We start from the raw sequence: 26,289 nt of genomic DNA on the forward strand, positions 1-26,289 counted from the left end.
CAGTCTCGCTGGTTGCAAGATGCTTGCGTTGTGCAACCACTGAGAGAGGCGCATGAGACTTCAAGACCACATCGATTTCACCACCCTGCAGTGGGTCAAGCCGGAGCTCGACGACACCTTGTCGATCGCCCGCGAGGCACTGGAGTCCTACGTCGACAATCCGGGCAAGCGCGACTTCATGCGTACCTGCGCGGATCATCTGCATCAGGTGCATGGCACCTTGAAGATGGTCGAGCTGTATGGCGCGGCGATGGTCACCGCGGAAATGGAAGCGCTTGCCATCGCGCTGCTCGAAGATCGCGTCACCTATCGCGAGGAAGCCTATGCCGCGCTGATGCGCGGCCTGATGCAGCTGCCCGATTACCTGGAGCGCCTGTCCAGCGGCCATCGCGACGTGCCTATCGTGCTGCTGCCGCTGCTCAACGACCTGCGTGCCAGTCGCGAGCAGGAGCCGCTGACCGAGTCGGCGATGTTCCATCCCAATCTCGACGCGTTCCTGCCGGAACAGGCGCCTGCGGCCATGAGCGAGGCGTACGCCGAAGCGCATCATGGCGAACTGGTGGACCTGCGCCTGCGTTTCCAGCAGCAGTTGCTGGGCTGGTTCCGCGGGCAGAACGTGCCGCAGCAACTGATCGGCATGCGCAAGACATTGCTGGCGATTACCGCGCGCTGCCATCACGTGCATGGCCGGCGCCTGTGGTGGATTGCCGCCGGAGTGCTGGAAGGCCTCGAGCAGGGCTCGCTCAAGGCTCACGCCGGCGAAATACGTCAGCTGGTCGGCAAGGTCGACCGCAACATCCGTCAGCTGATCGAGCATGGCGAGGGCAGCCTGCGCAATGGCGACGCGGACGAAGTGGCCTGCAAGTTGCTGTACATCGTGGCTCAGGCCAAGCAGCGCAGTCCGCAAATGGAACTGTTGCGCACCACTTACGCCCTGGACAGCTTGCTGCCTGATGCAGGCGAGCTGGAACATGCCCGCGGTTCGATGGCCGGGCACAACCGCGCGCTGCTCGATTCGGTATCGCGCGCGCTGAAGGACGACTTGTTGCGCGTCAAGGAAGCGCTGGATCTGTTCCTGCGTCAGCAGGATGGCGACCCGGCACAACTGGCGTCGCAAGGTGAAGTGCTCGAGCGCGTCGGCGATACGCTGGGCATGCTGGCGTTGGCTGTGCCGCGTCGGGTGGTCAACGAACAGCGGCGGGTGCTCGACGAGATCGCCAATCGCATGCGCGCGGCGGACGAAGACACCTTGCTCGATGTAGCTGGCGCGTTGCTATATGTCGAGGCGTCGCTGGACGACCACATCGAGAGCCTGGGTTCCGAGGATGAGTCGGGCGCCGACACCGCCATGCAAGGTCTGCCGCGCAGCGAGGCGCTGGGCGTCGTCACCACCTTGATGCAGGAAGCGATCGGCAATACCGGCAGGGTGAAGGACGCGATCGTTGCGTTCGTCGAATCCGGCTGGGAGCACGACCGTCTGGCCGGTGCACCGACTCTGATGGACGAGGTTGCCGGCGCGATGCGCATGTTGTCGTCGCCGCGCCCGGCCGATCTGGCCCAGGGCGTGGGCCGTTTCATCGGTTATGAACTGCTGGACGATCGACGCGTGCCCAGCGGCGCGCAGATGGATCATCTGGCCGATGCGCTGGCGGCGCTCGAATACTACCTCGAAGCCGCGCGCGAACATCGCGGCGGTCTGGAACATATCCTCGACGTCGCCGAACACAGCCTAGGCCTGCTCGGCTACTGGCCGATGCCGTCCGCACGCCCAGTGTCCATCAGGGCGGCGGCCGTACCCGAAGTAGAGGCACCCACCAGTCACGGCTTCGAGCACGAGCAGCATCCGGAACTGTCCGAGTCCGTCAGCCTGCTGCCGGGCGACGATCTGGGACACCTGTTTGTAGGGACCATGGAGCCGCGTGTCGAACCCGTTCACGACCTGGATGGATTGCGGCTGGCGCAGACCGAAGCGACCGCGCCGGCGATGCTGGAAGGCGACGCATCGGAGCAGGCGGACGGCGACTGGGTCGAGATCGAGGAAGAGGTCTTCGAGCAGATGCCGGTGCGCGATGCCCTGGCGGCGAACACCAGCTTCAACGTCAATGCGGAAGGTATCGACGACGACATCCGCGAGATCTTCCTGGAAGAAATGCAGGAAGAGATCGATAACCTGCGCGCCGCCGAAAAGGTGTGGCTGGCCGATCCCGCCCAGACCTCGTCACTGATCAGTATCCGCCGCTCGTTCCACACCTTGAAGGGTTCGGGTCGATTGGTCGGCGCCGGTGTGCTGGGCGAGTTCGCGTGGAAAGTGGAGGACATGCTGAACCGAGTGCTCGACAACACGATCGAGCCGAGCGAAAACGTGCAGGCGCTGGTGCGGCACGCGATCGACGCCTTGCCGCAACTGCTGGCCGCGCTGAAGGGCGAGGGCGCGCCGGACGCGCCGCTCAGCGCGATCATGCATACCGCCGAGCAGCTGGCTGCCGGCAACCAGGTACGTCTGGAGGATCACGCACCGGCGGCCATGGAAACCGTCCGTCGCGTCGTGCGCCGCCGCGTACCGCGTGTCGATGTGGCAGCGGAGAGTGTCCCGGAAGCTGGCCTCACCGATGCGCATACCGCCGCGGCTGGAAGCGAGCCGGTTGAGGTCGAGCCCGAGCACGTCATCGCGATGCCGGTGATGCCGCCGGTGGATCCGGTGTTGCTGGAGATCCTGCGCAGCGAAGTGGCGCAGTACCTGCAGACCATTCGCGCGGCCATCCAGCGCACCAAGAACGAATTGCCGATCGGCGAAGAATTGCTGCGCGCCGTGCATACGCTGCACGGTGCGATCGCGATGGTCGACATCCCGTTGCTGACGCAACTGCTGTCGCCGCTGGAAGGGTTGTTCAAGCGTCTGCGCGCGGCCAACCTGCCGTTGTCGTCCGAGGGCGTGATGCTGCTCGGACAGTCGATCGACGCGGTCGATCAGGTGATGGGCCAGTTCGACGTCGCCGAACCGCAACTGCCCAACGTGGACGCGCTCACTGCCCAGATCATCGCCATGCGCGATCGCTACCCCGAGTCGCAGGTCGCGCACGTGGTGTACGAGCCCCATGCCGACGAGACAGAGTCGGCGGAAGGCGCGGGCACGGCGGATGCCGACGCCGACGAGAGGGACATGGCGGCTTCGCTGGATGCCAGCATGCTCAAAGCCACCGGTGCGCAGGCAGGCGAGGCATCCGGTGCGGCGTCGTCCGAGGAAGGCGAGGAGCAGGAGGTCAACCCGGAGGATGCACATCACGCCGAGGTAGCAGCCGAACTGGTGGCTGCGTTGGGCGCATTTGAACACGCAGAAGCCAGCACGGCACGAGCGGCCGCCGAGCGAGCCGCAGCGGAACAGGCGGTAGCGGAGAAGCTGGCTGCCGAGCGGGCCGCAGCGGAACAGGCGGCAGCGGAGAAGCTGGCTGCCGAGCAGGCCGCGGCGGAACAGGCGGCAGCGGAGAAGCTGGCTGCCGAGCAGGCCGCAGCGGAACAGGCGGCAGCGGAGAAGCTGGCCGCCGAGCAGGCCGCAGCGGAGCAGGCGGCAGCGGAGAAACTGGCTGCCGAGCAGGCCGCAGCGGAGCAGGCGGCCGCGGAGAAGCTGGCTGCCGAGCAGGCCGCAGCGGAGAAGCTGGCTGCCGAGCAGGCCGCGGCGGAACAGGCGGCAGCAGAGAAGCTGGCCACCGAGCAGGCCGCCATGATTCAGGCGGCTGCCGAACATGCGGCTGTCGACGAAGCGGATGAAGTCAGTGCCGAGGCGGCGCAACAGCCAGAGCCGGCGTATGCCTTGGCCGGTTCCGGCCAGATCGACGCCGACTTGCTGGAAGTATTCATCGACGAGGCACGCGAGATCCTCGATCACACCGACGGTGTGTTGGCGCAATGGCGCGCCGAGCCGACTGAGCTGGCCTATGTGGCCGAGTTGCAGCGCGATCTGCATACCCTCAAGGGCGGTGCGCGAATTGCCGGACTGGTGCCGGTGGGTGATCTGTCCCATGCCATCGAGACCTTGCTCGAAAAGCCGATCCGCGACACGGCGAGAAGCAGCACGCTGATCACCGCGCTGGAGACGAGCTTCGACCAACTGCACTCACTGGTGCAGCAGATCTCGCAGGGCCAGACACCAGGCTACCCGCAGGCGACCATCGATCACCTGCTCGCGTTGGCCGGCGAAACGACCCTGGCCGACGACGATATGCTGGCCGCGGTGGCCATGCCGGCGTCGGCTGCACCCGCCCAGGTACAGGCTGCGCAGCAGCCGACGATACCCGTTCCGGTCGGCACGCTCGATCTGCCCGAGTTGTTGCCGGAGGTGGAAGAGGAAGTGCGCTCCTCGCAGGAGCAGATTCGCGTCCGCGCCGATCTGCTCGACAGCCTGGTCAACCATGCCGGCGAAGTGGCGATTTACCGTTCGCGACTGGAACAGCAGGTCGCCGGCTACCGCTTCAACCTGGTGGAGCTGGAGCAGACCGTGGCGCGCCTGCGCAGCCAGTTGCGCATGCTGGAAATCGAGACCGAGGCGCAGATCATCGCGCGCTTCCAGCGCGAGCATCGCGAAGCCGGCCTGACCACATTCGATCCGCTCGAACTCGACCGCTACTCGCAGCTGCAGCAGTACTCGCGTGCGCTGGCCGAGTCAGTATCCGATCTGGTGTCCATCCAGAACATGCTGGACGAGCTGACGCGCCAGGCCGAGACCTTGCTGATCCAGCAGTCGCGGGTCAGTACCGAGCTGCAGGACGGTTTGTTGCGCACGCGCATGCTGCCGTTCGACACGATGGTGCCGAACCTGCGCCGCACCCTGCGCCAGGCGGCGCAGGAGCAGAACAAGAACGCCCAGCTCTACGTGGATGGTGCGCACGGCGAAATGGATCGCAACCTGCTCGACCGCATCAAGGCGCCGTTCGAGCACATGCTGCGCAACGCGATCGCGCACGGTATCGAAACTCCGGCGGAACGCCGCAAGGCCGGCAAGCCGGCCGAAGGTTCGGTGCATATCCAGGTCGCGCGCGAGGCCACCGAAGTGGTGATCCGGGTCAGCGATGACGGTCGCGGACTGGATCGCGCAGCGATCCGCAAGCGCGGCATCGAGCGTGGCCTGCTGCGTCCTGAAACCAAGCCGACCGACAACCAGTTGCTCTCGCTGATTACTCAGACAGGCTTCTCCACCGCCAGCACGATTACCCAGCTTTCCGGCCGCGGCGTCGGCATGGACGTGGTGGCGAACGAGATCAAGCAGCTCGGCGGCTCGCTGTCGATCGAGTCGGAAGAGGGCAAGGGCACCACCTTCGTGCTGCGCCTGCCGTTCACCCTCGCGGTGACCCAGGCGATCCTGGTACGCATCGGCGAGGCGACATTCGCGATTCCGATGACCTCGGTGCAGGGTGTGGCGCGGGTCAATCCGGACGATCTGGCCGCGTTGCTGGCGGAGAACGAGCCATCGTTCCAGTACGGCAACGAGGAATACGGCATCCACGACCTGGCCGAGTTGCTCGGTCTGCCGCCCGGCCTTCCGGCCGAGGGCGAGCAGCAGCCGTTGCTGCTGACCCGTGCAGGCGATCTGCGAGCAGCGATCCGCATCGATGCCGTGCTCGGTTCGCGCGAGATCGTGGTCAAGTCGGTCGGTCCGCAGATCAGCTCGGTGCCGGGCCTGCTCGGTGCGACGATCATGGGCGACGGTTCGGTGCTGATCATTCTGGATCTGGCGCCGCTGGTCCGTCACGGCATCATCCGCCGCGATCAGCGTCTGTCCGAAGGTCTCAGCGCGGTGCAGGCACCGATCATCGAAGAAGTGCTGGTGCGGCCGCTGGTGATGGTGGTGGATGATTCGATCACCATGCGCAAGGTCACCAGCCGCGTGCTGGAGCGCCATGAATACGAGGTCAGTACGGCGAAGGACGGTGTCGATGCGCTCGAGAAGCTGCATGAGCGCGTGCCGGATCTGATGCTGCTCGACATCGAGATGCCGCGCATGGACGGCTATGAACTGGCCACCCACATGAAGGCCGATCCGCGCCTGCGTGACGTGCCCATCATCATGATCACCTCGCGCAGCGGCGATAAACACCGCCAGCGGGCGTTCGATATCGGCGTGGATCGCTATCTCGGCAAGCCGTATCAGGAAGCCGAGCTGCTGGTGCAGATCGGCGAGGTGCTGGAACAGCATGCGGTGGAGCCGGTTCATGACTGAGACGGTTCCGGCGATTGCCCTGCTGTTCGACGACACCGAGCTGGGCGGCCAGTTGCGGGCGGCGCTGCATGAGCGCGGCGCGCGCATCGTGCACGAAGGGGGCGTATCCAGTCTCAGCCGCGAGTTGCTGCAGCAGGTGGGCGCCGACGTGCTGGTGGTCAACCTGGACGACGGCGCGGACGACGCGCTCGATCAGCTGTACGAGGTGATCGATGGCGATCGGCCGCGGGTGGTCTTCAACGATGCGCAAGCCAGTCGTGCGCTGATCGGCTGGGATCGCGCCCGCTGGGCACGCCATCTGGCTGTCAAAGTACTGGCCGAGGGCGATATCGACCCGCCGCGGCCTGATGATGCACGCGGTGTCGACACGCCACCCGAAGCCTCGATGGAGGCTGCGCCGGTTGAAGTGCCGGCGGCGCCTTTCGAGGCGGTGTCGCCGGACGCGCCGCCAGTCGAGGCTGGCGAGGAACCCACGATCCAGGACCTGGAGCCGGCGCCGGATGCGGAGCTGGAACCCGACTTTCTGGTTCACGATGATGCGGGCCAACACGAACAGACGGTAGCGGTGGAGTCGGAAAACCTGGCGGCGGAGCTGGAGGCGTTGCTGGCCTCCGACGAGCTGTCGCCCGACGACAAGGACGGATCCGGCCCGGGTCTGCGCTATTTCGATGACGAGGAGCTGCCGCCGTTGCATGACGGCAATTTCGGCGAGCCGGTTGCCGCTGCCACGCTCGAGTCGTCGCCTACCGGAATCCATGAAGCCGGTTTCAACGAAACCGGACTCAACGAAACCGGATTCAACGAAACCTTGTCCGGCGTGACGCCGCCGGCATTCCGGACCGATCATCTGCAGCTGTCGTCGCTGACCGATCCATCCGTGGCCACGACCCCGGCCGCAGCAGCCGAACCGGTTCCGAGGGATACCTCCCCGGCCGTGCGCGCGCCGTCCGCCTGGGCGCTGGTGGACGATGACGCGGTACCGGCAGCATCGGCGGTCGCCGAAAAGCACGATGCCGCCGTGTTCGGCATCGAGAAATTGAGTGCTGCCGATTTCCTCGCGCCGGATGTCGAACCGGTGGCGCACGGCATGGAGGCGGTGATGAGCCTCGAGCTGGTGTCGATGGAAGAGGCGATCGCGCCGCAAGCCTATGTGCACGAGCACGAGATGGTGCTGGACGTGCTCGGTTCGGCGTTGAGCCGCGTCGTATTGCTGGGTGCGGCGGTCAGCGGCACCGACTCGGTCTGCTCGTTCCTGGGAGCATTGCCGGCGAACACGCGCCTGACCTTTCTGCATACCCAGCATCAAGGTGGTCAGTCGAGCGCGGCGCTGGTGGAAAAGTTGGCCGCGCATTGCGCGCTGCCGGTGCGACTGGCCGTTCGGGGCATTCGTGCCGCGGTTGGCGAGGTCATCGTCGTGCCCGCTGGCCAGGAAGTGCGGCTGCGTCGCGACGGCAGCATCGAGCTGCTGCCGAACGGTGCCGCAGATGCCGTGCAGGAGCCGTCGATCGACGCCAGCCTGACCATGGCGGCGAACGCCTTCGGTAGCGATGCCTTGGCGATCGTCTTCGCCGGACGTGGCAACGATGCCGTCGCCGGAGCGCAGGCGATCCATGATCGCGGCGGTCAGGTCTGGGTAGAGTCGTCGTCCGGCGATCATTTTGCCGACATGGTCAGCGGAATATTCGCCGAACGACTGGTCAGTTTCTCCGGTACGCCGCCCGAGCTGGCGGCGCACCTGATCGAGGTGTTTTCATGAGTGATCCGCTGCCGCGTGAAATCCGCTGCGTCCTGGTGCCGGTAGGCAACCTGCGTCTGCTGTTGCCCAATGCCACCATCGCCGAGGTGGTCACCCAGAGCAAACCCGAGCCAGTGGCCGACGCGCCTGAATGGCTGCTCGGCCGTATCGCCTGGCGCGGCTGGCGCGTGCCGCTGGTGTCGTTCACGAAACTGGCCGGTACCGAGGAAGGCGATGCCGAGTTGAGCGTGCGTGTCGCGGTGCTCAAGGCGCTCGGCGGCAATCCGAAACTGCCGTTCATCGCCGTGCTGACCCAGGGCTTTCCACGACTGACCACATTGAATGCCGAGCTGATCATTCCCACCCATGACGGCAGCGTATTGCCGCCAGGTGTGCGCGCCCATGTGCTGGTGCGCGACGACGTGGCGATGATTCCCGATCTGGAATGGATCGAAACCGAACTGCTGAGTCTGCTCGATGCCGACGAGCTGGCTGGATTGACGGAATCCGTCGAATTGTCCGAATCGTCCGACGCGGAAGACTGAGGCGAGCCGAAGCAGGCGACGGCTTAACCGTCGCCGTGCAAGGCCTGCAGCGCCGCCAGTGCCGCCAGCCCTGCCGTTTCCGTGCGCAGGATGCGTGGCCCCAGCCGCAGTCCGGCAAAACCGGCGGCGGTCAGGGCGCTGATATCGCGCTCGCCCAGTCCGCCTTCCGGACCCACCACCAGCACGCCGCCGGCTGCGGTAAAGCGCAGCTCGCGGGACGCCCGCGTGGCTTCCGGCAACAACGCCAGCCGCAAGGCGCCATCATCCGCAAGACTGTGCAGCCATCCCGACAGCGGTAATGCCGGGACGATTTCGGGCAAGCGCGCACGGCCACTCTGCTCGCACGCGCTGGCTGCCACCGCGCGCCAGTGCGCCAGCCGTTTTTCCGCGCGCGTGGCGTCCAGCTTCACTTCCGAGCGTTCGGTCAGCAACGGCACGATGCGGACGACGCCCAGTTCGGTCGCCTTCTGCACGATCAAATCCATCTTCTCGCCGCGGGCGACGCCTTGCGCCAGGGTCAGCCTCAGCGGCGACTCGTTGGCGAGCTCCTGCCGGGCCCCCACCCGTACCGCGACTTCGCGCTTGCCGACATTCTGGATGGTGGCGGCGTAGTCGCTGCCGTCGCCGTTGAACAGCGTCAGCGGGTCGCCGGCGACCAGGCGCAGCACGCGGGCGACGTGTTCCCCGGCCTGTGCCGGCAAAGACCATTCGGTGCCGGCGGCCAGCGGCAGGTCGACATGGATACGGATGTTGCGCATGGAGCTGTCGTTCGGCGAAAAGCCCAGCATAACCGAGCATGCGCGGCATGGCCGAGTTGGCGCCTATGGGGCAAAGCTGAATTCCAGCGAGACGAATGACCGCGATGCATTTGTTTACGGCCGTGCAAGCGCGCAGCATGGATACCCCACGGTTACATCCGAGGTTCCCGCCATGTCCAGGCCATCCATCATTGCGTTCGCCCTGATGAGCGGTTTCGGCATCAGCGCGACGACGCTCGCTCAGAGCACCCCGCCAGCGGACACCGCCCAGGCCAGCCAGCTTGGGCAGAAACCGGCGCCGGCGGATCATCGGGTCATCAAGCCCGGCGACCGCAACTGCCTGCTTGAAACCGGCAGCCTGATCCGGACCAGGAAGGGTGAATGCCTTCCGGTAACCGGTCGCAGCTACAGCGGTGACGAATTGCGCCGTACCGGCTATCCCGAAACCGCCCGCGCCTTGCAGGCGCTCGACCCCAGAGTCAGCGTCGGACACTGATCCGTGGTGGCGTTGGCCACGCTGGTCTTCGGTCTGATCTATGGACCTGACCGGCTTCCCACGGCGTGGGCGATGCCGGCGATGGCAGTGTCCACCAGGTGGTCCAGCTCCTGCTCGGTGACCACGTAGGGCGGCATGAAATACACCACGTTGCCCAGCGGACGCAGCAGCGCGCCGTGCTGCAGGCCGTGCAGATACACTTGCAGACCGCGCCGTTCCGTAGCCGGAAACGGCCGCCGGGTGGTCTTGTCGGCAACCAGTTCGATCGCCGCGATCATGCCGGTCTGGCGTACCTCGGCCACATGCGGATGCTCACTCAAGGATTCCAGTCGGCGCGCCAGATGCGCGGCGAGCTGGCGATTGCGTTCAAGCACCGGCTCGTCGCGGAAGATCGCCAGCGTCTCCAGCGCTACCCGGCATGCCAGCGGATTGCCGGTGTAGCTGTGCGAATGCAGGAACGCTTTGCCGGCGTTGTATTCGGCGTAGAACGCCTCATAGATGCGACCGGTGGTGAGCACGGCCGACAACGGCAGGAAGCCACCGGTAAGACCCTTCGACAAGCACATGAGATCCGGTGACACACCGGCCTGCTCGCAGGCGAACAGTGTTCCGGTGCGGCCGAAACCCACTGCGATCTCGTCGGCGATGAAATGCACCGCGAACTCGTCGCACAGCGCGCGCAGGCCGGTCAGGTAACTGGGGTGATACATGCGCATGCCGCCGGCGCATTGCACCAGCGGCTCGACGATCACCGCACAGGTTTCGTGCGCGTGACGCTCCAACAGGGCGCGCATCTCGCCCAGGCGGCGCGCAGCCGTCTGTTCCGGCGATTCACCCGGTTCGCCTTCGTACGCATCGGGCGATGGCGCGAGGAACGGCGTCAGCAGCAACGGCGCATAGGTCTTGCGGTACAGCGCCACATCGCTGACCGACAGCGCACCCAGCGTCTCGCCGTGATAGCTGCCGCTGAGCGCGATGAAGCGGGTCTTCTCGCCATGACCCTGGTTGAGCCAGTAGTGAAAGCTCATCTTCAGCGCCACCTCGATCGCCGCGGAGCCGTTGTCGGCATAGAACACCCGATCGAGTCCGGGCGGCGTGACGCGCACCAGCTCCTCGGCGAGCTCTATCGCCGGCTCGTGAGTGAAGCCGGCGAAGATCACGTGCTCCAGCGTGCGCGCCTGTTCGGCCAGTGCGGCAGCGATGCGTGGATTGGCGTGGCCGAACAGGTTGGTCCACCACGAACTGATGCCGTCGAGGTAGCGGCGACCCTCGGCGTCGACCAGCCAGGCGCCTTCGCCGCGCACGATCGGCACCATAGGCACGTGGCCTTTGCCGGTGATGTCATGATCGTGCATCTGCGTGCAGGGATGCCACAGGTGTTTCAGGTCGCGCGCGGCGAGCGCGGCGTTGCCGCTTGCGGGGTTGCTCATCCGGCTATCATCGGCGTTGCGCCATGGACGCTCAAGTCCATTCATGGACATAGGCGCTCAAGCCCGCGCATGAACCGTTCCGGGAACCGACGTTTGAAGTACCTGCGAAAATACCTGCCCGGTCTCGGCCTGGTGCTGTTGGCCGCAGCCCTGCTGCTGTGGTTTCTGCCGGCACGTTGGGTGATGCCATGGGTCGGGCCGCAACTGCATGGGCTGCGTCTGCAGCAGGTGCAGGGACTGCTGTGGGATGGCCGGGCCGGCCAGGTCGTGGCAGTCGATGGCCGCGTGCTGGGGCGCTTGCAATGGCAGTTGTCCCGACGCGCGCTGCTGGGAACGCTACAACTGCAACTGGACTTCGATGGGCCGCAACTCGCCTTTTCCGGTGGGGTGCAACGATTGCCCGGGGGCCAGACCGCATGGCGCGAAGTGAACCTGCGCGCCGAGCTGGCCGCGCTGGATCCCTACATGGTGAATCAATACAGGAAATCGCCGCTGGGCCAGCCCCGCGGCGAACTGCAACTGACGATCGATCATGCGTTGCTGCAGGGCGGCTGGCCGCTGCAACTGCAGGCGCAGGCGCAATGGCGCCATGCCGTCATGCATACGCGCGGCGGCGACGTGGCGCTGGGCGATCTGCAATGGCAGGCGCAAGCGCAGAACGGCGTGATTCAGGCACAAGTACATGATGACGGGAAGGGGCCGTTGCATGCGGACGGCCAAATGCAGCTGAGTCCGCTCGGCTGGCGACTGGACGCGATGCTGCGTCCCCGACAGACTGATCCGGCATTGCGTCGATGGCTGGCCGGGTTGGGACAACCGGCCGCCGACGGCAGCGTGCATATCCGGCGCAGCAGCGGGCTGGCCGGCAGCGTGCCGGCGCCATCACCCAACTAAGGACGCGAGACAGACATGAATCCAGATATCGCCGCATCGGCCCTGGCCGCCGCACGCGAGGCCGCCGCGGCCGCTGCCGAGGTGATCCGGCACTACTGGCGGCGCGGCGTCGAAGTGGAGCTGAAGTCCGATGCGACGCCGGTGACCGTGGCCGACCGCGAGGCCGAGCAGGCGATCCGGAAAATCCTGCAGGCAGCGTTGCCGCAGGCGTCCATTTACGGCGAGGAGTTCGGTCTGGATGGCGAGCGCGGCGGCCTGCTGTGGCTGGTCGATCCGCTGGACGGCACCAAGAGCTTCGTGCGCCGCACGCCGTTCTTCTCGACCCAGATCGCGCTGATGGATGGCGATGAGCTGGTGCTCGGCGTGTCCAGCGCGCCGATCTACGGCGAGACGATGTGGGCCAGCAATGGCCTTGGAGCATGGCTCGATGGCGAACGCGTGCAAGTGGCCGCCACCAGCACGATCGGCGAGACTTCGATCTCCATCGGCAACGTCAAGACGCTCACCGCCGATGCGCGCTGGGATGCGCTGGGTGCGTTGATCCGCGACAGCAACCGCATCCGCGGCTACGGCGATTTCTGCCATTACCACCTGCTGGCGCGCGGCAGCCTGGACCTGGTGATCGAGTCGGACGTGAACATCCTCGACATCGCAGCTCTCGCGGCGATCGTGCGCGAAGCCGGTGGCATGTTCACCGATCTCGACGGCGCGCCATTGACGCTGGATACGCGCAGCGTGCTGGCCGGCACGCCGGCGATCCATGCGCAGGCATTGCAACGCCTGCGGCGCTAAGCGCCCCGCGCTAGAATGCCCCGATGCCAAAATTACCGATCATCCACGCGACGCGCGACGTCCACGACAGTCGCTTCCTTCAGGTCGAACAGGTCGATCTGGAGTTTTCCAACGGCGTGCGGCGCACCTACGAACGCCTGAAAGGCAGCGGCCTTGGCGCTGTGATCATCGTGCCGATGCTGGACGACGACACCGTGCTTCTGGTTCGCGAATATGGCGGCGGCGTGGGCCGTTACGAACTGGGCCTGCCGAAGGGCCGGCTCGACCAGGACGAGACTGCCGAGCAAGGCGCCGAGCGCGAGCTGAAGGAAGAGATCGGCTATGGCGCCCACAAGCTGAAGATCCTGCACAACCTGTCGCTGTCGCCGGCTTACATGACGCACATGGCGCATGTGGTGCTGGCGCAGGACCTGTATCCGGAGCGGCTGGAAGGCGACGAGCCGGAAGAGCTCGAGGTGGTGCCGTGGAAGATGTCCGAACTGCATACCTTGCTCGGTCGCGACGACGTGACCGAAGGGCGCTCGATCGCTGCGCTGTTCATGGCCCGCGAATACCTCGCCGGGCGCTTTCAGCGCACATGAGTACCGTCCCCGACTTTGCCCGGCAGATCGGCGAGATCGCTCGTGACGCCGGCGCGGCGATCCTGGCGATCTACCACAGTGACTTCGCGGTGCAGACCAAGGCCGACGCCTCGCCGCTGACCGCCGCCGATCTGGCCGCCCAGCAGATCATCCTGGCCGGTCTGGGCAGCCTCGATCCGGCGTTGCCGATATTGTCGGAGGAGGCCAAGGCGCTGCCGTGGTCTGAACGCCGGCACTGGTCGCGTTACTGGCTGGTCGATCCGCTCGACGGCACTCGCGAGTTCGTCAAGCGCAACGGCGAGTTCACCGTCAATATCGCGCTGATCGACGAAGGCCAGCCCGTGCTGGGCGTGGTGCTGGCTCCAGTGACCGGGGAGCTGTATGTCGCCGCGCGTGGGCAGGGCTCCTGGCTGCAGACGCAGGCGGAAGGCGAATGGCAGCGCATCCGCACCCGCCCGCTGGGGCAGTCGCCGCTGGTGGCGGGCAGCCGTTCGCACGGAGGCTCGCAGGGCACCTTGCTGCAGCAGTTGATAGGCAGAGATTACGAACTTGTGCCGCTCGGCTCGTCCTTGAAATTCTGCCTGATCGCACGCGGTGCGGCCGACGTCTATCTGCGTCTTGGCCTCACCAGCGAATGGGACACCGCCGCCGCGCAATGCGTGCTGGACGAGGCTGGCGGCGCCGTGCTGGATCTGTCCGGCCAGCCGTTCCGCTACAACCGGGGCGAGTCGCTGCTGAATCCCGAATTCATCGCCGTCGGCGACGGGTCGGTCGATTGGGCGGCACGGCTGCAGGCGGCGAACGGGGAGTGAATGCCAGGCTGCCTCCTCTCTTTTCTCACTCCTCTCCACTCTCCACTCGACCCATGACCCGACACACCCTCGACGATTTGCTGGCCATCATGGCGCGCCTGCGCGATCCCGAGCGGGGTTGCCCATGGGACGTGCAGCAGGATTTCGCATCCATCGCGGCCTACACGATCGAGGAAGCCTACGAAGTGGCCGACGCGATCGACCGCCGCGACTGGTCCGATCTGCGCGACGAGCTGGGCGATCTGCTGTTGCAGGTGGTGTTCCATTCGCAGATGGCGCAGGAGCAGGGGCTGTTCGATTTCGCCGATGTCGCCCATGCCATCAGCGCGAAGATGCAGCGTCGCCATCCGCATGTGTTCGGCGACGTGCGTTACGCGGATCTCGGCGAGCAGACGCGCGCGTGGGAAGACATCAAGACCACCGAGCGCGCGGACAAGGGTGAGTCGGCCGATGACAGTGCGTTGGCGGGTATTTCGGCGGGGCTGCCGGAGTGGAAGCGCGCGCTGAAACTGCAGCAACGCGCAGCCGGTACCGGTTTCGAGTGGACCGACCCGCAGCCGGTGCTGGCCAAGCTGGCCGAGGAAGTGGACGAGGTGCGTGCCGAGTTCCTCCATGGCGCCGACCCGGCGCGACTGGAGGACGAGATCGGCGACGTGCTGTTCGTGATGGTGAATCTGGCGCGCCATGCCGGCGTCGATTTCTCGCGCGCTCTGCGGCATGCCAATGCCAAATTCGAACGGCGCTTCCGGCACATGGAGCAGCTGGCCGCTGCCGATGGTGGTGCGTTCAGCGAACGTACGCTCACCGAGCAGCAACAGCTATGGCAGCGCGCCAAGACTTCCGAGCGCAAACCCTGAGCTTGCAACCTTTTTGCGGCCGGCGGCATCTCAAGCCTGTCGACAACCCAAGGAGAGTCACTATGCGCCGTCTTTTCACCGCAGGCCTATTGCTTGCGCCGTTCGCTGCCTTCGCCGCCACCCCGTGCAAGTACGAGGCGCCGCGCAACCTCCAGCTCGATCTGGCCGGCGTGCGGGCCGTGCAGATCGAACTGCACAGCCACGACCTGCACCTGACCGGCGGCGACAGCGCCCGGGGGCTCACCCTCACGGGCCGTGCCTGCGCCTCGGACAAGGGGGCGCTGGACGGCTTGCAGGTCACCCAGCGGCGTCAGGGCGACCAGTTGCTGCTCGACATCGGCGGCGACAATCATTTTTCGATGAGCCTGTTCGGCAACTCCTACGCGAATCTCGAAGTCACCGTGCAGCTGCCGGCGAATCTGCCGGTGACCTTGAGCGTGGGCTCTGGCGATGCCGATGTCAGCGGTGTGCAGCAACTGCAGAGCAACGTCGGCTCGGGCGATCTACACGTGCGCCAGGTATCGGGCAAATTCGGCACCAGCGTGGGCTCCGGCGATGTCAACGCGACCGATATCGGCAGCCTGGAGCTGGGCTCGGTCGGCTCCGGCGACTTCAAGGCCGATGGCATCAAGGGCGATGCCAGGGTCGGCAGCATCGGCTCGGGCGATGTGGGGCTGCGCCAGGTCGGCGGCAGCGTGCGTGCCGATACGCTGGGGTCGGGCGATCTCACCGTGAGCGATGTGGGCGGCGATTTCAGCCTCGGCGCCAAGGGCAGCGGCGACGTCAATCATTCCGGCGTGAAGGGCAAGGTCAGCGTGCCGCACGACAACGACGATGATTGATGGCTTTCTCTGAATGTAGGAGCCCGCTCGCGGGCTCCTACACTTGGAGCCAGCGCCAGGCGAGATACACCAGAGGCGCGCACACCAGCAGAAACGGGATCGATACCAGATGCAGCAGTCGCAGGCCATGCGGCTGCTTGGCCAGGCGTAGCGCGATCAGATTGGCCAGCGAGCCGATCGCCACGCCGAAGCCGCCCACGTTCACCGCGACCGCCAGCGCGATCGCATCCGGTGTGCGATCGAGCAGCAGCACGGTCGCCGGTACATTGCTGATCAGTTGCGAAGCGACGATGCCGCTGGCATACAAGGTCAACGGCTGGTTGAAGTCGAGGCGATCCAGCGCGTTGCGCACCAGCGGCAGTTCGGTGCCATGGCCCAGGCCCAGGAAAATCGCCGCGAACGTCAGCAGCAGCAACCAGTCGATCCGCGCCAGACTCGAACGCGCCAGCAGCGCGAACAGCACCAGCAGCAACCCGGCGCCCAGCGGCGCCCGGTGGTATTCCATCAGCAGCACCATGCCGGCCAGCGCGAGTACCGACCCGACGCCGAGCCGGATCGAAGTCAGCTGGCCATCGATCTTGTCCGGAGTCAGTGAGACCCGATCACGCGGCAGCCATAGCCAGGTGAATGCCGCCAACAGCACGAACATCACCGTTGCCGCCGGCAGCATCGCCAGCACGAAATGCAGGAACGGCAGCTGCGAGTGCTGCCACAGCAACAGGTTTTGCGGGTTGCCGATCGGGCTCAAGGTGGAGCCCGCGTTCACCGCCAGCGCCTCCAATACCACCATGCGCAGCACGGGCAGATTCGAGATGCCGCCGATCGCCAGCGTCAACGGCACGATCAGGAACAGGCTCACGTCGTTGGTCAGCACCATCGACAGCAACGCCGTCGCCGCCACCAGCAGGAGACCAAGACTGCGCAGCGAATGCGCCCGCGCCGCCACGGCGGCCGCCGCGTGCTGCACCAGCCCGCTGTCGCAGATGCCCTGGATCGCGATCAGCAGTCCCATCAGGCCGGCCAGCGTGGGCAACTGCAGCCAGTGGCGGTAGTTCGCCAGCGGCTGCGGGTCGAGCACGGCCAACGCGATCGTCAGCGCGGCGAACAGCAGCAACAGCCATTCGGCCTGCAGTTTTTGTACCCAAGACGATGACTTGCCGGACGATAACGTGCCGAATGACGGCTTCGCATCACTCATGCGTCAGCACCCGGCCGACACGCACATCACCACTCGCTCAATCCTTCGACTTCGTAAAGCTTCTGCCAGCTCGGGCGGGCGCGCACCAGGTCGGCCAGCCGCTTCAGCGCAGGCCACTCGGTCGCCGGACGCGGCATGTTGCGCGACCAGCGCATCAGCATGGTCAGCAACAGGTCGGCGCCGGAGAATTCCTGGCCGAGCAGGTAGGGGCCATGGGCCGCGAGTTGCGCATTCAGCAGAACCCACACGCCTTCGATCTTGTGCTGCAAAGCGGCGTGCACTTCAGGCGTGTGCTCCGCTGCGCCCAGTTCGGACGGATAGAACCAGAAGCGGTACGTCGCCATCAGCGTATTGCTGAGATAGACGACCCACTGCTGCCACGCCTCGCGCTCGGGCGTACCTGGTGCGGGTGCCAGTTTCGCTTCCGGATGGCGCTCTGCCAGCATCATCAACAGTGCCGCCGATTCCGATAGCGGCCGTCCGTCGATCACCAGCGTCGGCACCACGCCGCGCGGATTGAGCTTCAGATAAGCCGGATCGCGCTGCGCCTTGGCGTCGAAATCGACCAGCCGCAATTCATGCGGCGCGCCGATCTCCAGCAGCGCCAGATGCACCACCATGCTGGCGGTGCCGGGGGAGTAATAAAGCGTATACATGCGATGTCCTCAGCGTGTTCGGCACACGCGATCTTGGCGGTGGCTCACCCTTCGCGCAACAGGCGCATCGGCGAAGTCCTCGTCACCTTCCGTGTGCCGGCCAGCCCCAGCAGCATCACCACGAAGGCAGCGCCGAGCGCAGCGAACACAAGCGGCCACAAGGGCGGCACGAAGCCGTTGATGTGGAACACGGCATGGCCCAGCCACAGGCCGGCTCCGGCGGCACCGAGTGCGGCGGTGAGGCCGGCGACCAGGCCGAGCAAGGCGAATTCGCAGGCGGCGGCGACGCGCAATTGGTTGCGGCGTGCGCCGAGTGTGCGCAGCAACGCGGCCTCGTGTCGGCGTTCGGCCGCGCTGGCGGCGAGTGCAGCGGCCAACACCAGAGCGCCGGCTAGCAGGCTGAAGCCGAGGATCCAGCGCACGGCGTTGCCGACGCGATCGACGATCTCGCGGACCCGGTCGAGCAGCGAGTCGACGTCGACCAGGCTGAGATTGGAATAATCGCGCGACAGCTGCGCCAACTGGGTGGCATGGCCGCGCGCCAGGTGGAAGCTGGCCAGCCAGGTATGCGGCAGGTCGCCGGCATGGGCCGGATCGAGCAGCAGGAAGAAGTTGACCCGGAACGAACTCCAGTCGACCTTGCGCACGCTGCCGACCTTCGCGTCGATGCTGCCTTCACCGACGTTGAAACTCAGCGTGTCGCCCACCTTCAGCGCAAACATGTCGCGCCACATGGTGTCGATCGACACTTCGGCCTGGGCCGGATGCGCGCCTTGCCACTGGCCGGCGATCACCTGATTCGACGGCGGCAAGGCATCGGTCCACGACAGTCGCAACTGCCGGTCCGCCCAGTCTTTCGCGCGTTCGTCGGCGAATTGCAGCCGGTCGATCGGCTGGCCGTTGATCGCGGTGAGCTTGCCTACCGCCAGCGGCAGCATGTTGAGCTGGTCGCCGCCGATATGGGCCAGGTCGCGTTCGAAGCCGACACGCTGGTCGTCCTGCAGATTCAGTGCAAACCAGTTGGGCGTATTCGCCGGCAGTTCCTGACGCCAGCCTTGCAGCAGGGCAGGCGCGACGATCGCCAGCAACAGCAGCGCGCACAGGCCGAGACTGAGCGCGGTGGCCTGGATCAGGCTCAGCGTGCGCCGCCGTGCCAGCGCAGCGAGGCCGAGTCGCAGCGCCGGATGGGCGCCGGGAGCGATGCTTCGTGCCAGCCACAGCAACAAAGCCGCCAGAAGCGCAGCGATCACCGCCACGCCGAGCAGGCTGGCGGCGAGGATGCCGGCCAGCTGTAGCGAGCTGCTCTGGCTCCAGATCAGGCCCAGCGCGACCAGAACAGGAATCAGATACAGCAAGTCGAAGCGCCGCACACGCCGCGTCACACTCTGGCGGAAGACCGCCACCGGGGACACTTCGGCCAGTCGCGCCAGCGGCGGCAATGCAAAGCCGACCAGCACGGCGATGCCCATCGCCGCGGCGCCGAACGACGGTGCCAGCGGCAGCACGGTCGGCAGGCTGCCGAACAATTGGCTGGCGAACAGCCACGCCAGCTGTGCCAGCCCAAGCGCCAGCAGCAGGCCTAGCGTCGCCGCCGGCAGCGCGAGCGCGCCGAGTGTGCCTAGCAACAGACCCAGCACACGCCGGCGTGACGTACCCAGCGCGCGCAGCAGCGCAACCTCCGATACCTTGCGCCGCGCATAGCGTTGCGCGGACAGCGCAATGGCGATGCCGGCCAGCAGCGCCGACAGCAACGCGGTCAGGCGCAGGAACGCGCCGGCCCGATCGAATGACGTACGCATGCGTTCCTGGGTTTGTTCCGGCGTGATCAGCTCGGCACCTTGCGGCAACGCCGTCGACTGCGCCCAATCGCGCCAGCCCTGCACGGCTGCGGGTTCGCCCGCCAGCAGCAGGCGATGGCGGGCACGGCTGCCGGTGCCAAGCAGGCCGGCTTTTTCGGCATCGACCAGATTCATCAGCGCGCGCGGCGCCAGCGCGAACAACTCGCCGCCGTCGGGCTGGCGCAGCAGTTCGGCGGTGATGACCAGATCTCGCCCGCCCAGTTGCAGGGCCTGGCCTACTTTCAGATTCAGTGCGACCAGTGCGCGGTGATCGAGATAGACCTCGCCTGCGGCCGGCGCATGACCGTTGTAGGAGCGTCCATGTGCGTCGCCCAGCTCCAGTGTGCCGCGCAATGGATAATGTGGGTCGGTCGCCTGCACGTCGAGCAGCTGGGTCTGCTGATGGGCGAATGCCACGCTGGGAAAGCTGGCTGTTTGCGTGATCTTCAGGCCGCGCTGCCTGGCCTCGGTAATGAAGGTTTCCGGCACGGTCTGCGGTGACGACACGCCGATATCGCCGCCGATCAGTTCGGCGGCGCTGGCCAGCATGCCGCGCTCGATCCGGGTCGACAGCGTGGCGACCACGCCCAGCGCGACTACCGCCAGCACCAGCGATGCAGCCAGCGTACGCAGCTCCGGCAAGTGCCATTCGCGGCGCAAGGTGCGCAAGGCGAGCAGCAGCATCTTCATGCGTGTTCGCTCGCGTGGGGTGTGACGACGCGGCCCTCTTCCAGTTCTATTCGGCTATCGCAGCGCGCGGCCAGCGCAGCATCGTGGGTTACCAGCACCAGCGTGGTGCGGTGATCTCGGTTCAGCGCAAACAGCAGGTCGCAGACATGGTGGCCGGTGCGCTGATCGAGGTTGCCGGTGGGCTCGTCGGCAAACAGCACGCGGGGGCCATGCACGAACGCGCGGGCGATCGCCACGCGCTGTTGCTCGCCGCCGGAAAGCTGGGCCGGATAATGCCGGCGTCGCGGGGTCAGCCCGACGGCGTCGAGCGCTTCGCGTGCGCGTTGCCGCGCTGCGCTGCTGCCTTCCAGCTCCAGCGGCAGCATCACGTTTTCCTCGGCGGTGAGCGCAGGCAGTAGATGGAACGACTGGAACACGAAACCGACCAGCCGGCGGCGCAGATCGGCACGCGCCTCTTCGTCCAACTGCTCCAGCGCATGACCGTGCAGTGCGATGTGGCCGGTGTCCGGCGTGTCCAGTCCCGCCAGCAAGCCGAGCAAGGTGGTCTTGCCGGAGCCGGAAGCACCGACGATGGCGAAGCTCTCGCCCTGCGGAATCCGTAGGCTGACCTTGCTGAGGATTTCCAGTCTCCCCTCGGGACCGCTGACCGACTTGCTAACATCGCAGGCCTCAAGAAGAGGACGGAAAGAATCACTCATGCGTCGATGCCTATGGTTATTGGTCTTTCTGTGCGGCATCGGCAGCGCCCAGGCGGCGGCGCCGAAAACCGTGCTGGTGCTGGGTGACTCGTTGTCCGCCGCACACAACATACCGGTGGAGTCCGGCTGGGTGCACCTGCTGGACGTGCGTCTTGGCAAGATGGTGCCGAAGTGGACCGCGATCAATGCCAGCATCAGTGGCGAAACCTCGTTGAGCGGCCGCAACCGCCTGCCGGCCCTGCTGACCAAGTACCGTCCGGCGATTTTGGTGCTGGAGCTGGGCGCCAACGACGGTTTGCGCGGTCTGCCGTTGCCGGCCCTGCGCGACAACCTCACTGCCATGATCGAACAGGCGCAGCAGGCGAAGGTGCGGGTACTGCTGGTCGGTATCGAACTGCCGGTGAACTATGGTCCGCAGTACCGTGACGGCCTGCGCGCGGTTTACGCGGACCTGGCCCGAACCCGGCGCACCGCGCTGGTGCCGTTCCTGCTGGAGGGCATCGCACTCGATCCTGCATTGATGCAGGACGATGGCCTGCATCCGGTGGCCAGCGCCGAGCCGCGTGTGCTGGATATCGTGTGGAAGCAGCTGCAGCCGCTGCTGCAATGACCTTAGAACCCAACGGGTTCTGAATCGTCCGTTCCCGATTTTCACGCTAGCCTCACCCTCAAAAAGGTTATCTCTTCACATATGTGAAGATCCCTGATGTGAGGACGACGATATGACCGTACATGACGAGCAAGCGGGACTGATTCTTCTGGTCGAAGACAACCGCCAGATCGCCGAGATGGTGGGCGAGTTCCTCGAACGGCGCGGCTACTCCGTCGATTACGCGGCCGATGGCGTCAGCGGCCTGCATCTGGCGGTGTCCAACAGTTATGACGTGATCGTGCTGGACTTGATGCTGCCGGGGCTGGACGGGCTGGAAGTCTGCCGCAAGCTGCGCCGGGAAGCGAAGAAATCCACTCCAGTGCTGATGTTGACCGCGCGCGACACGCTGGAGGACAAGCTGGTGGGCTTGGAGGCGGGTGCCGACGATTATCTGGTGAAGCCGTTCGAAGTACGCGAGCTCGAGGCCCGCCTGCGCGCGCTGATCCGCCGCGACCGCCGCCAGGTGTCCACCGAGGTGCTCACGGTGGGCGACATGACCCTGGATACCGCCACACTGCGCCTGACCCGCGACGGCCAAGAGCTGACCGTGTCGCCGATCGGGCTGAAGCTGCTGGCGATCCTGATGCGCGAATCGCCGCGGGTAGTCAGCCGGCGCGATATCGAGCGGGAGATCTGGGGCGATACGCTGCCCGATTCGGACACTTTGCGCTCGCATCTGTACAACCTGCGCCGGGTCATAGACAAACCCTTCGCACATCCCCTGCTACACACCATCCATTCGGCTGGTTACCGCCTTGCGGACCTGGAATCGGAAGTGGCTTCGACGACACAGACAGCCTGACATTGCTGCGACTGGGCGAAAACATGTAATGGATAGTAGGGTGAAAGCAGTCACATTCCGTGTGGGTGCGTTCCGGCGGCGTATAGCATGGGTGTTCGGTTTGCAGTTTCTGATCGTGGCGATCGTCTGCATCCTGGGCATCTACAACGTCGCGCCTACCGCCCTGGTGATCGCGGTGATCGTGCTCACTACGGCGATCGCGTGGTTCGCCACCCGCCGCGAGTGGCGGCCGGTGCGTGCGCTGGCCCGGCTGGTCAATCGTTGGGATGGCCAGCAGCTCGATCCGGACGCGCTGCATCTGGATCAGATGTCCACCCACACCGACGCCGACGTGGCATCGCTGGCGCGCGGACTGCATGGGTTCGCCACGCGCATCGCCAACTACAACCAGCGCGAGCGCAATTTCACCCGCGACGCCAGCCACGAACTGCGCAGCCCGCTCACCGTGATCAAGATGTCGGTCGATATGCTGGCCGAAGAAGAAGGCCTCAGCGACTTCGGTGCCCGTTCGGTGAGTCGGATCAAGCGCGCCGCGCGCGAGATGGAGGTGCTGGTCGAAGCGCTGCTGATTCTGGCCCGTGAGACGGATAGCGTGACGGACCACGAGCGCTTCATCGTCAACGACGTACTGGTCCGGCAGCTGGAATCTGCCCGCGAGTTGCTGACCGGCAGGCCGATCGTGCTGGTGCTGGAAGAGTCGGCGCGGTTCGCGCTGGAGGGTTCGGCACAGGCCTTTTCGGTGCTGTGCTGGCAGCTGATCCGCAATGCCTGCCAACAGACCGAACAGGGCAGCGTCGTGATCAGCGTGACGCATGGGGCGGTGAGCGTGAGCAATCACGCGGATCCGCCCATACCCGGCGACAACTCCCGCCCACTGCGCGTGCACGGCGCCGACCGTCACGGCTTCGAACTGGCGATCGCCCAGCGTATCAGCGACCGTTTCGGCTGGCCGCTGGAACTGCATACGCGTATCGGGGAGGAAAACATTGCCCGCATCCGCTTCCCGCACCCTTTGCCGGCGAACGCGCCAGGCGGCGGTTGATCGCCGGAGCGCATCGATAGGCTCCGGTGTGCGGATCAGCTGGCCAGCGCAGGATCCACGGTAAACGCGCAGCCGGTTTTGGCCTTCACGTCGGCGAGGCTGACGCCGTCGTTGAGTTCGATCAGCACCAGTCCCTCGCCTTTGTTGACCTTGAACACGCACAAGTCGGTGATGATCAGGTCGACCACTTGCTTGCCGGTCAACGGCAGTTCGCATTCGGTCCGGATCTTCGGCGTGCCGTCCTTCGCGTTGTGCTCCATCAGCACCACCACGCGCTTGACGCCGCTGACCAGATCCATCGCGCCGCCAGGTCCCTTGACCATCTTGCCCGGCACCATCCAGTTCGCCAGATCGCCATGCGCGGAGACTTCCAGGCCACCGAGGATCGACAGGTCGATGTGGCCGCCGCGGATCATTGCGAACGACTCGGCGCTGGAAAAGAAACTCGAACCGGGCAGGGTGGTAATGGTCTGCTTGCCGGCGTTGATCAGGTCGGGGTCGATCTGCGCCTCGGTCGGGAACGGACCGATGCCGAGCAGGCCGTTCTCCGATTGCAAGGTGACGTTGACGCCGTCGGGAATGTAGTTCGCGACCATCGTCGGAATGCCGATGCCGAGATTCACGTAGAAACCGTCTTGCAACTCCTGCGCGGCACGTTTGGCCATCGCCACGCGGATCGGGCTTTCCTTGCCGCCGACCACGCCGGCCGTCGTACGGAACTCGATCCGCTTCTCGTACTTGGCACCCTGCACGATGCGGTCGACATAAATGCCCGGCACATGTACGCCATCGGGATCGATCGAACCGACCGGCACCAGCTCTTCGACCTCGGCCACGCAGATTTTGCCGCAGGTGGCGATCATCGGATTGAAATTGCGCGCGGTCTCGTGGAACACCAGGTTGCCGTGCGCATCGCCCTTCCAGGCCTTCACGATGGAGAGGTCGGCATGGATCGCTTCTTCCAGCACGTATTCCTTGTCGCCGAAGACCTTGATCTCCTTGCCCTCGGCCAGCTTGGTGCCGAAGCCGGTGCGTGTATAGAAGCCGGGGATGCCGGCGCCGCCAGCGCGCAACTTCTCGGCCAGCGTGCCCTGCGGGGTCAGGTGCAGCTCCAGTTCGCCGGCCAGCACCTGCCGCTCGAACTCCTTGTTCTCGCCCACGTAAGAGGCGTAGACGCGCTTCACCTGATGCGTCTTCAGCAGCGGACCCATGCCGAAATCGTCCACGCCGGCATTGTTGCCGACGATGGTCAGGCCCTTGGTGCCGGCCTCCAACAGCGCCCCGATGAGGTTTTCGGGAATGCCGCATAGACCGAAGCCACCCGCGGCGATCGTCATGCCATCGACCAGCAGTCCATCAAGAGCTTTCGCCGCGCTCGGGTAAACCTTGTTCATCGCTGTGCCTTCCTGCAGGGAGAGTCAGCTGCCAAGGATACGATGGATTGGCTCCAGGCGGCCCTGTACCAAGGTCGCAGGCGGGGCACCTTGATGTTGTCATCTAGGGCGGTCGCAATATGCCGCGAAGGATTGCTGGTTTGAGTGTGTGCAGGTAGCCGGTACCAGCAGCTGCAGAAAGTGGCCGACCTTGCCGGCATGAAACTGGTGCTGGACGGCGAGCAGGTGCGCTTCGAGAATAAGTGAACGGAGCGGCTGGCTATACTCTTCCCATCGCCTATCGCCCATTGGGAGAGCGAAGTGAAGCCGCGCCGCGTGTTCGTTGCCCTTGCCTTCTTCGGAGTCGCCAGCATGAGCCACGCCGCCGCCTCGCCTGTGCTGGTGATTCATGGCGGTGCTGGCGTGATCAAGCGCGACATGACGCCGGCCAGGGAAAAGGCGGTGCGTGCGGCGATGACCCAGGCGCTGCAGAACGGTTATACCCAGCTGAAAGCGGGCAAGCCGGCGCTGGATGCGGTAGCCGCGGCGATCACCGTGCTGGAGGACGATCCGAACTTCAACGCGGGCAAGGGCTCGGTATTCACCCACGACGGCAAGAACGAACTGGACGCGGCGATCATGGACGGCAATACGTTGCGCGCCGGCTCAGTGGCAGGCGTGCGGCGGATCAAGAATCCGATCCTGCTCGCGCGCGCGGTGATGGAGCAGTCGCCGCATGTGATGCTGTCCGGCGAGGGTGCCGAGGCGTTCGCGCAGAGTATTGGCATGTCGCTGGTGGATCCCTCGTACTTTCGCACCGAGGAACGCTGGCAGCAGCTGCAGAAGGCGCTCAAGGACGACGCAGCGAAGCGGCCGCATGCGGACGTCGAGACGGCCAAACATTTCGGCACGGTCGGTGCGGTGGCGCTGGACTCCCAAGGCCATCTTGCCGCCGGCACGTCCACCGGCGGCATGACGGACAAGCGCTGGGGCCGCATCGGCGATTCGCCGATGATCGGCGCGGGCACCTATGCGAATTCCGGCTGCGCGGTGTCCGCGACCGGATGGGGCGAGTTTTATATCCGCACGGTGGCGGCACACGAGATCTGCATGGAGGTCACCCAGATGCGTGTGCCGCTGAAGCGTGCGGCCGCCGAGGTGGTCAACCAGGAGATTCCCTCGATGGGCGGCAACGGCGGCGCCATTGCGCTGGATGCGGACGGCCAGATCTCGATTCCGTTCAACACCGACGGGATGTACCGCGGCTGGATCGGCGCCGACGGCGTCCCGCACGTGGCGCTGTATGGCGACGAGGACGATGGCACGGCGGAGTTGCCGGCACCGGCCGAGAGTGCCGCGCAACCTTGATGGTGGCGTCCACATTGAC

Annotated in this window: 21 protein-coding genes; 14 read left to right on the forward strand and 7 right to left on the reverse strand. The window is 65.7% G+C overall.

Annotated features, from left to right (window positions below; genetic code table 11):
- Window positions 1-52: 52 nt before the first annotated feature.
- From BUA26_RS15250 to BUA26_RS15260, 3 genes are read left to right on the forward strand one after another with little or no spacing between them, the layout of a single operon-like run.
- Window positions 53-6,211, forward strand: a complete 6,159-nt coding sequence (locus tag BUA26_RS15250) for a FimL-related protein (RefSeq protein WP_072761734.1) — start codon at window positions 53-55, stop codon at window positions 6,209-6,211.
- Window positions 6,204-7,967 (forward strand): chemotaxis protein CheB, encoded by a 1,764-nt coding sequence (locus tag BUA26_RS15255; protein WP_072761735.1) that lies wholly within the window; start codon window positions 6,204-6,206, stop codon window positions 7,965-7,967. Before BUA26_RS15250 ends, BUA26_RS15255 begins: the two co-directional genes overlap by 8 nt.
- Window positions 7,964-8,491 (forward strand): chemotaxis protein CheW, encoded by a 528-nt coding sequence (locus tag BUA26_RS15260; protein WP_072761736.1) that lies wholly within the window; start codon window positions 7,964-7,966, stop codon window positions 8,489-8,491. Before BUA26_RS15255 ends, BUA26_RS15260 begins: the two co-directional genes overlap by 4 nt.
- Window positions 8,492-8,514: 23 nt before the next feature.
- On the opposite strand, the gene BUA26_RS15265 is transcribed toward BUA26_RS15260, so the two are convergent.
- A complete protein-coding gene (locus BUA26_RS15265) occupies window positions 8,515-9,249 on the reverse strand; it encodes a 16S rRNA (uracil(1498)-N(3))-methyltransferase (protein WP_072761967.1) in 735 nt (244 codons plus the stop codon).
- On the opposite strand from BUA26_RS15265, the gene BUA26_RS15270 reads away from it, so the two are divergent.
- Window positions 9,248-9,745, forward strand: coding sequence for a hypothetical protein (locus BUA26_RS15270; protein ID WP_255368383.1), 498 nt, complete (start codon window positions 9,248-9,250; stop codon window positions 9,743-9,745). The genes BUA26_RS15265 and BUA26_RS15270 overlap by 2 nt on opposite strands.
- Before the next feature lie 38 nt (window positions 9,746-9,783).
- Here BUA26_RS15270 and BUA26_RS15275 read toward each other — a convergent pair whose 3' ends face one another.
- Window positions 9,784-11,175 carry an adenosylmethionine--8-amino-7-oxononanoate transaminase gene (locus BUA26_RS15275; RefSeq protein ID WP_072761738.1) on the reverse strand — a complete coding sequence of 464 codons (1,392 nt, stop codon included), beginning with the start codon at window positions 11,173-11,175 and terminating at the stop codon, window positions 9,784-9,786.
- Between the two features lie 93 nt (window positions 11,176-11,268).
- On the opposite strand from BUA26_RS15275, the gene BUA26_RS15280 reads away from it, so the two are divergent.
- From BUA26_RS15280 to BUA26_RS15305, 6 genes are all read left to right on the forward strand, one after another.
- Entirely contained in the window at window positions 11,269-12,069 is an 801-nt protein-coding gene (locus tag BUA26_RS15280; protein ID WP_072761968.1) for a type II secretion system protein N, read from the forward strand.
- A 15-nt stretch (window positions 12,070-12,084) separates the two neighbouring features.
- Window positions 12,085-12,861 carry an inositol monophosphatase family protein gene (locus BUA26_RS15285; RefSeq protein WP_072761739.1) on the forward strand — a complete coding sequence of 259 codons (777 nt, stop codon included), beginning with the start codon at window positions 12,085-12,087 and terminating at the stop codon, window positions 12,859-12,861.
- Between the two features lie 23 nt (window positions 12,862-12,884).
- Window positions 12,885-13,442, forward strand: coding sequence for an ADP compounds hydrolase NudE (nudE, locus tag BUA26_RS15290; RefSeq protein WP_072761740.1), 558 nt, complete (start codon window positions 12,885-12,887; stop codon window positions 13,440-13,442).
- On the forward strand, window positions 13,439-14,254 hold the full coding sequence (gene cysQ / locus BUA26_RS15295; protein WP_072761741.1) for a 3'(2'),5'-bisphosphate nucleotidase CysQ: 816 nt from the start codon (window positions 13,439-13,441) through the stop codon (window positions 14,252-14,254). Before nudE ends, cysQ begins: the two co-directional genes overlap by 4 nt.
- Window positions 14,255-14,307: 53 nt before the next feature.
- The gene (gene mazG, locus BUA26_RS15300) at window positions 14,308-15,111 is read left to right on the forward strand and encodes a nucleoside triphosphate pyrophosphohydrolase (protein ID WP_072761742.1); all 804 of its coding nucleotides are present in this window, start codon (window positions 14,308-14,310) and stop codon (window positions 15,109-15,111) included.
- A 62-nt stretch (window positions 15,112-15,173) separates the two neighbouring features.
- Window positions 15,174-15,953: a DUF4097 family beta strand repeat-containing protein gene (locus tag BUA26_RS15305; protein ID WP_072761743.1), complete on the forward strand. Its 780-nt coding sequence runs from the start codon at window positions 15,174-15,176 to the stop codon at window positions 15,951-15,953.
- Between the two features lie 37 nt (window positions 15,954-15,990).
- Here the strand turns inward: BUA26_RS15305 and BUA26_RS15310 are convergent, their stop codons facing one another.
- From BUA26_RS15310 to BUA26_RS15325, 4 genes are read right to left on the reverse strand one after another with little or no spacing between them, the layout of a single operon-like run.
- Complete coding sequence (locus tag BUA26_RS15310; protein WP_072761744.1) at window positions 15,991-17,151, reverse strand: SLC13 family permease; 1,161 nt, start codon at window positions 17,149-17,151, stop codon at window positions 15,991-15,993.
- A 26-nt stretch (window positions 17,152-17,177) separates the two neighbouring features.
- Window positions 17,178-17,807, reverse strand: coding sequence for a glutathione S-transferase family protein (locus BUA26_RS15315; RefSeq protein ID WP_072761745.1), 630 nt, complete (start codon window positions 17,805-17,807; stop codon window positions 17,178-17,180).
- Between the two features lie 44 nt (window positions 17,808-17,851).
- A complete protein-coding gene (locus BUA26_RS15320; RefSeq protein WP_072761746.1) occupies window positions 17,852-20,335 on the reverse strand; it encodes an ABC transporter permease in 2,484 nt (827 codons plus the stop codon).
- Complete coding sequence (locus BUA26_RS15325) at window positions 20,332-21,033, reverse strand: ABC transporter ATP-binding protein (protein WP_072761747.1); 702 nt, start codon at window positions 21,031-21,033, stop codon at window positions 20,332-20,334. The genes BUA26_RS15320 and BUA26_RS15325 overlap by 4 nt, the downstream gene beginning before the upstream one ends.
- Between BUA26_RS15325 and BUA26_RS15330 the strand changes: the two genes are divergently transcribed.
- The 3 genes from BUA26_RS15330 to BUA26_RS15340 all read left to right on the forward strand — a co-directional run bounded on the left by BUA26_RS15330 (window position 21,032) and on the right by BUA26_RS15340 (window position 23,529).
- On the forward strand, window positions 21,032-21,643 hold the full coding sequence (locus tag BUA26_RS15330) for an arylesterase (protein WP_072761748.1): 612 nt from the start codon (window positions 21,032-21,034) through the stop codon (window positions 21,641-21,643). The two genes, BUA26_RS15325 and BUA26_RS15330, sit on opposite strands and share 2 nt — an antisense overlap.
- A gap of 112 nt (window positions 21,644-21,755) precedes the next feature.
- Complete coding sequence (locus tag BUA26_RS15335) at window positions 21,756-22,487, forward strand: response regulator transcription factor (protein WP_072761749.1); 732 nt, start codon at window positions 21,756-21,758, stop codon at window positions 22,485-22,487.
- 28 nt (window positions 22,488-22,515) lie between these two features.
- Window positions 22,516-23,529, forward strand: coding sequence for a sensor histidine kinase (locus BUA26_RS15340; protein WP_072761750.1), 1,014 nt, complete (start codon window positions 22,516-22,518; stop codon window positions 23,527-23,529).
- Between the two features lie 35 nt (window positions 23,530-23,564).
- On the opposite strand, the gene BUA26_RS15345 is transcribed toward BUA26_RS15340, so the two are convergent.
- The gene (locus BUA26_RS15345) at window positions 23,565-24,923 is read right to left on the reverse strand and encodes a 3-oxoacid CoA-transferase (RefSeq protein WP_072761751.1); all 1,359 of its coding nucleotides are present in this window, start codon (window positions 24,921-24,923) and stop codon (window positions 23,565-23,567) included.
- A gap of 351 nt (window positions 24,924-25,274) precedes the next feature.
- Between BUA26_RS15345 and BUA26_RS15350 the strand changes: the two genes are divergently transcribed.
- The gene (locus BUA26_RS15350; protein ID WP_072761969.1) at window positions 25,275-26,270 is read left to right on the forward strand and encodes an isoaspartyl peptidase/L-asparaginase family protein; all 996 of its coding nucleotides are present in this window, start codon (window positions 25,275-25,277) and stop codon (window positions 26,268-26,270) included.
- Window positions 26,271-26,289 lie beyond the last annotated feature (19 nt).

It is taken from the genome of Rhodanobacter sp. OK091, from assembly GCF_900142825.1.
Classification (GTDB): Bacteria; Pseudomonadota; Gammaproteobacteria; order Xanthomonadales; family Rhodanobacteraceae; genus Rhodanobacter.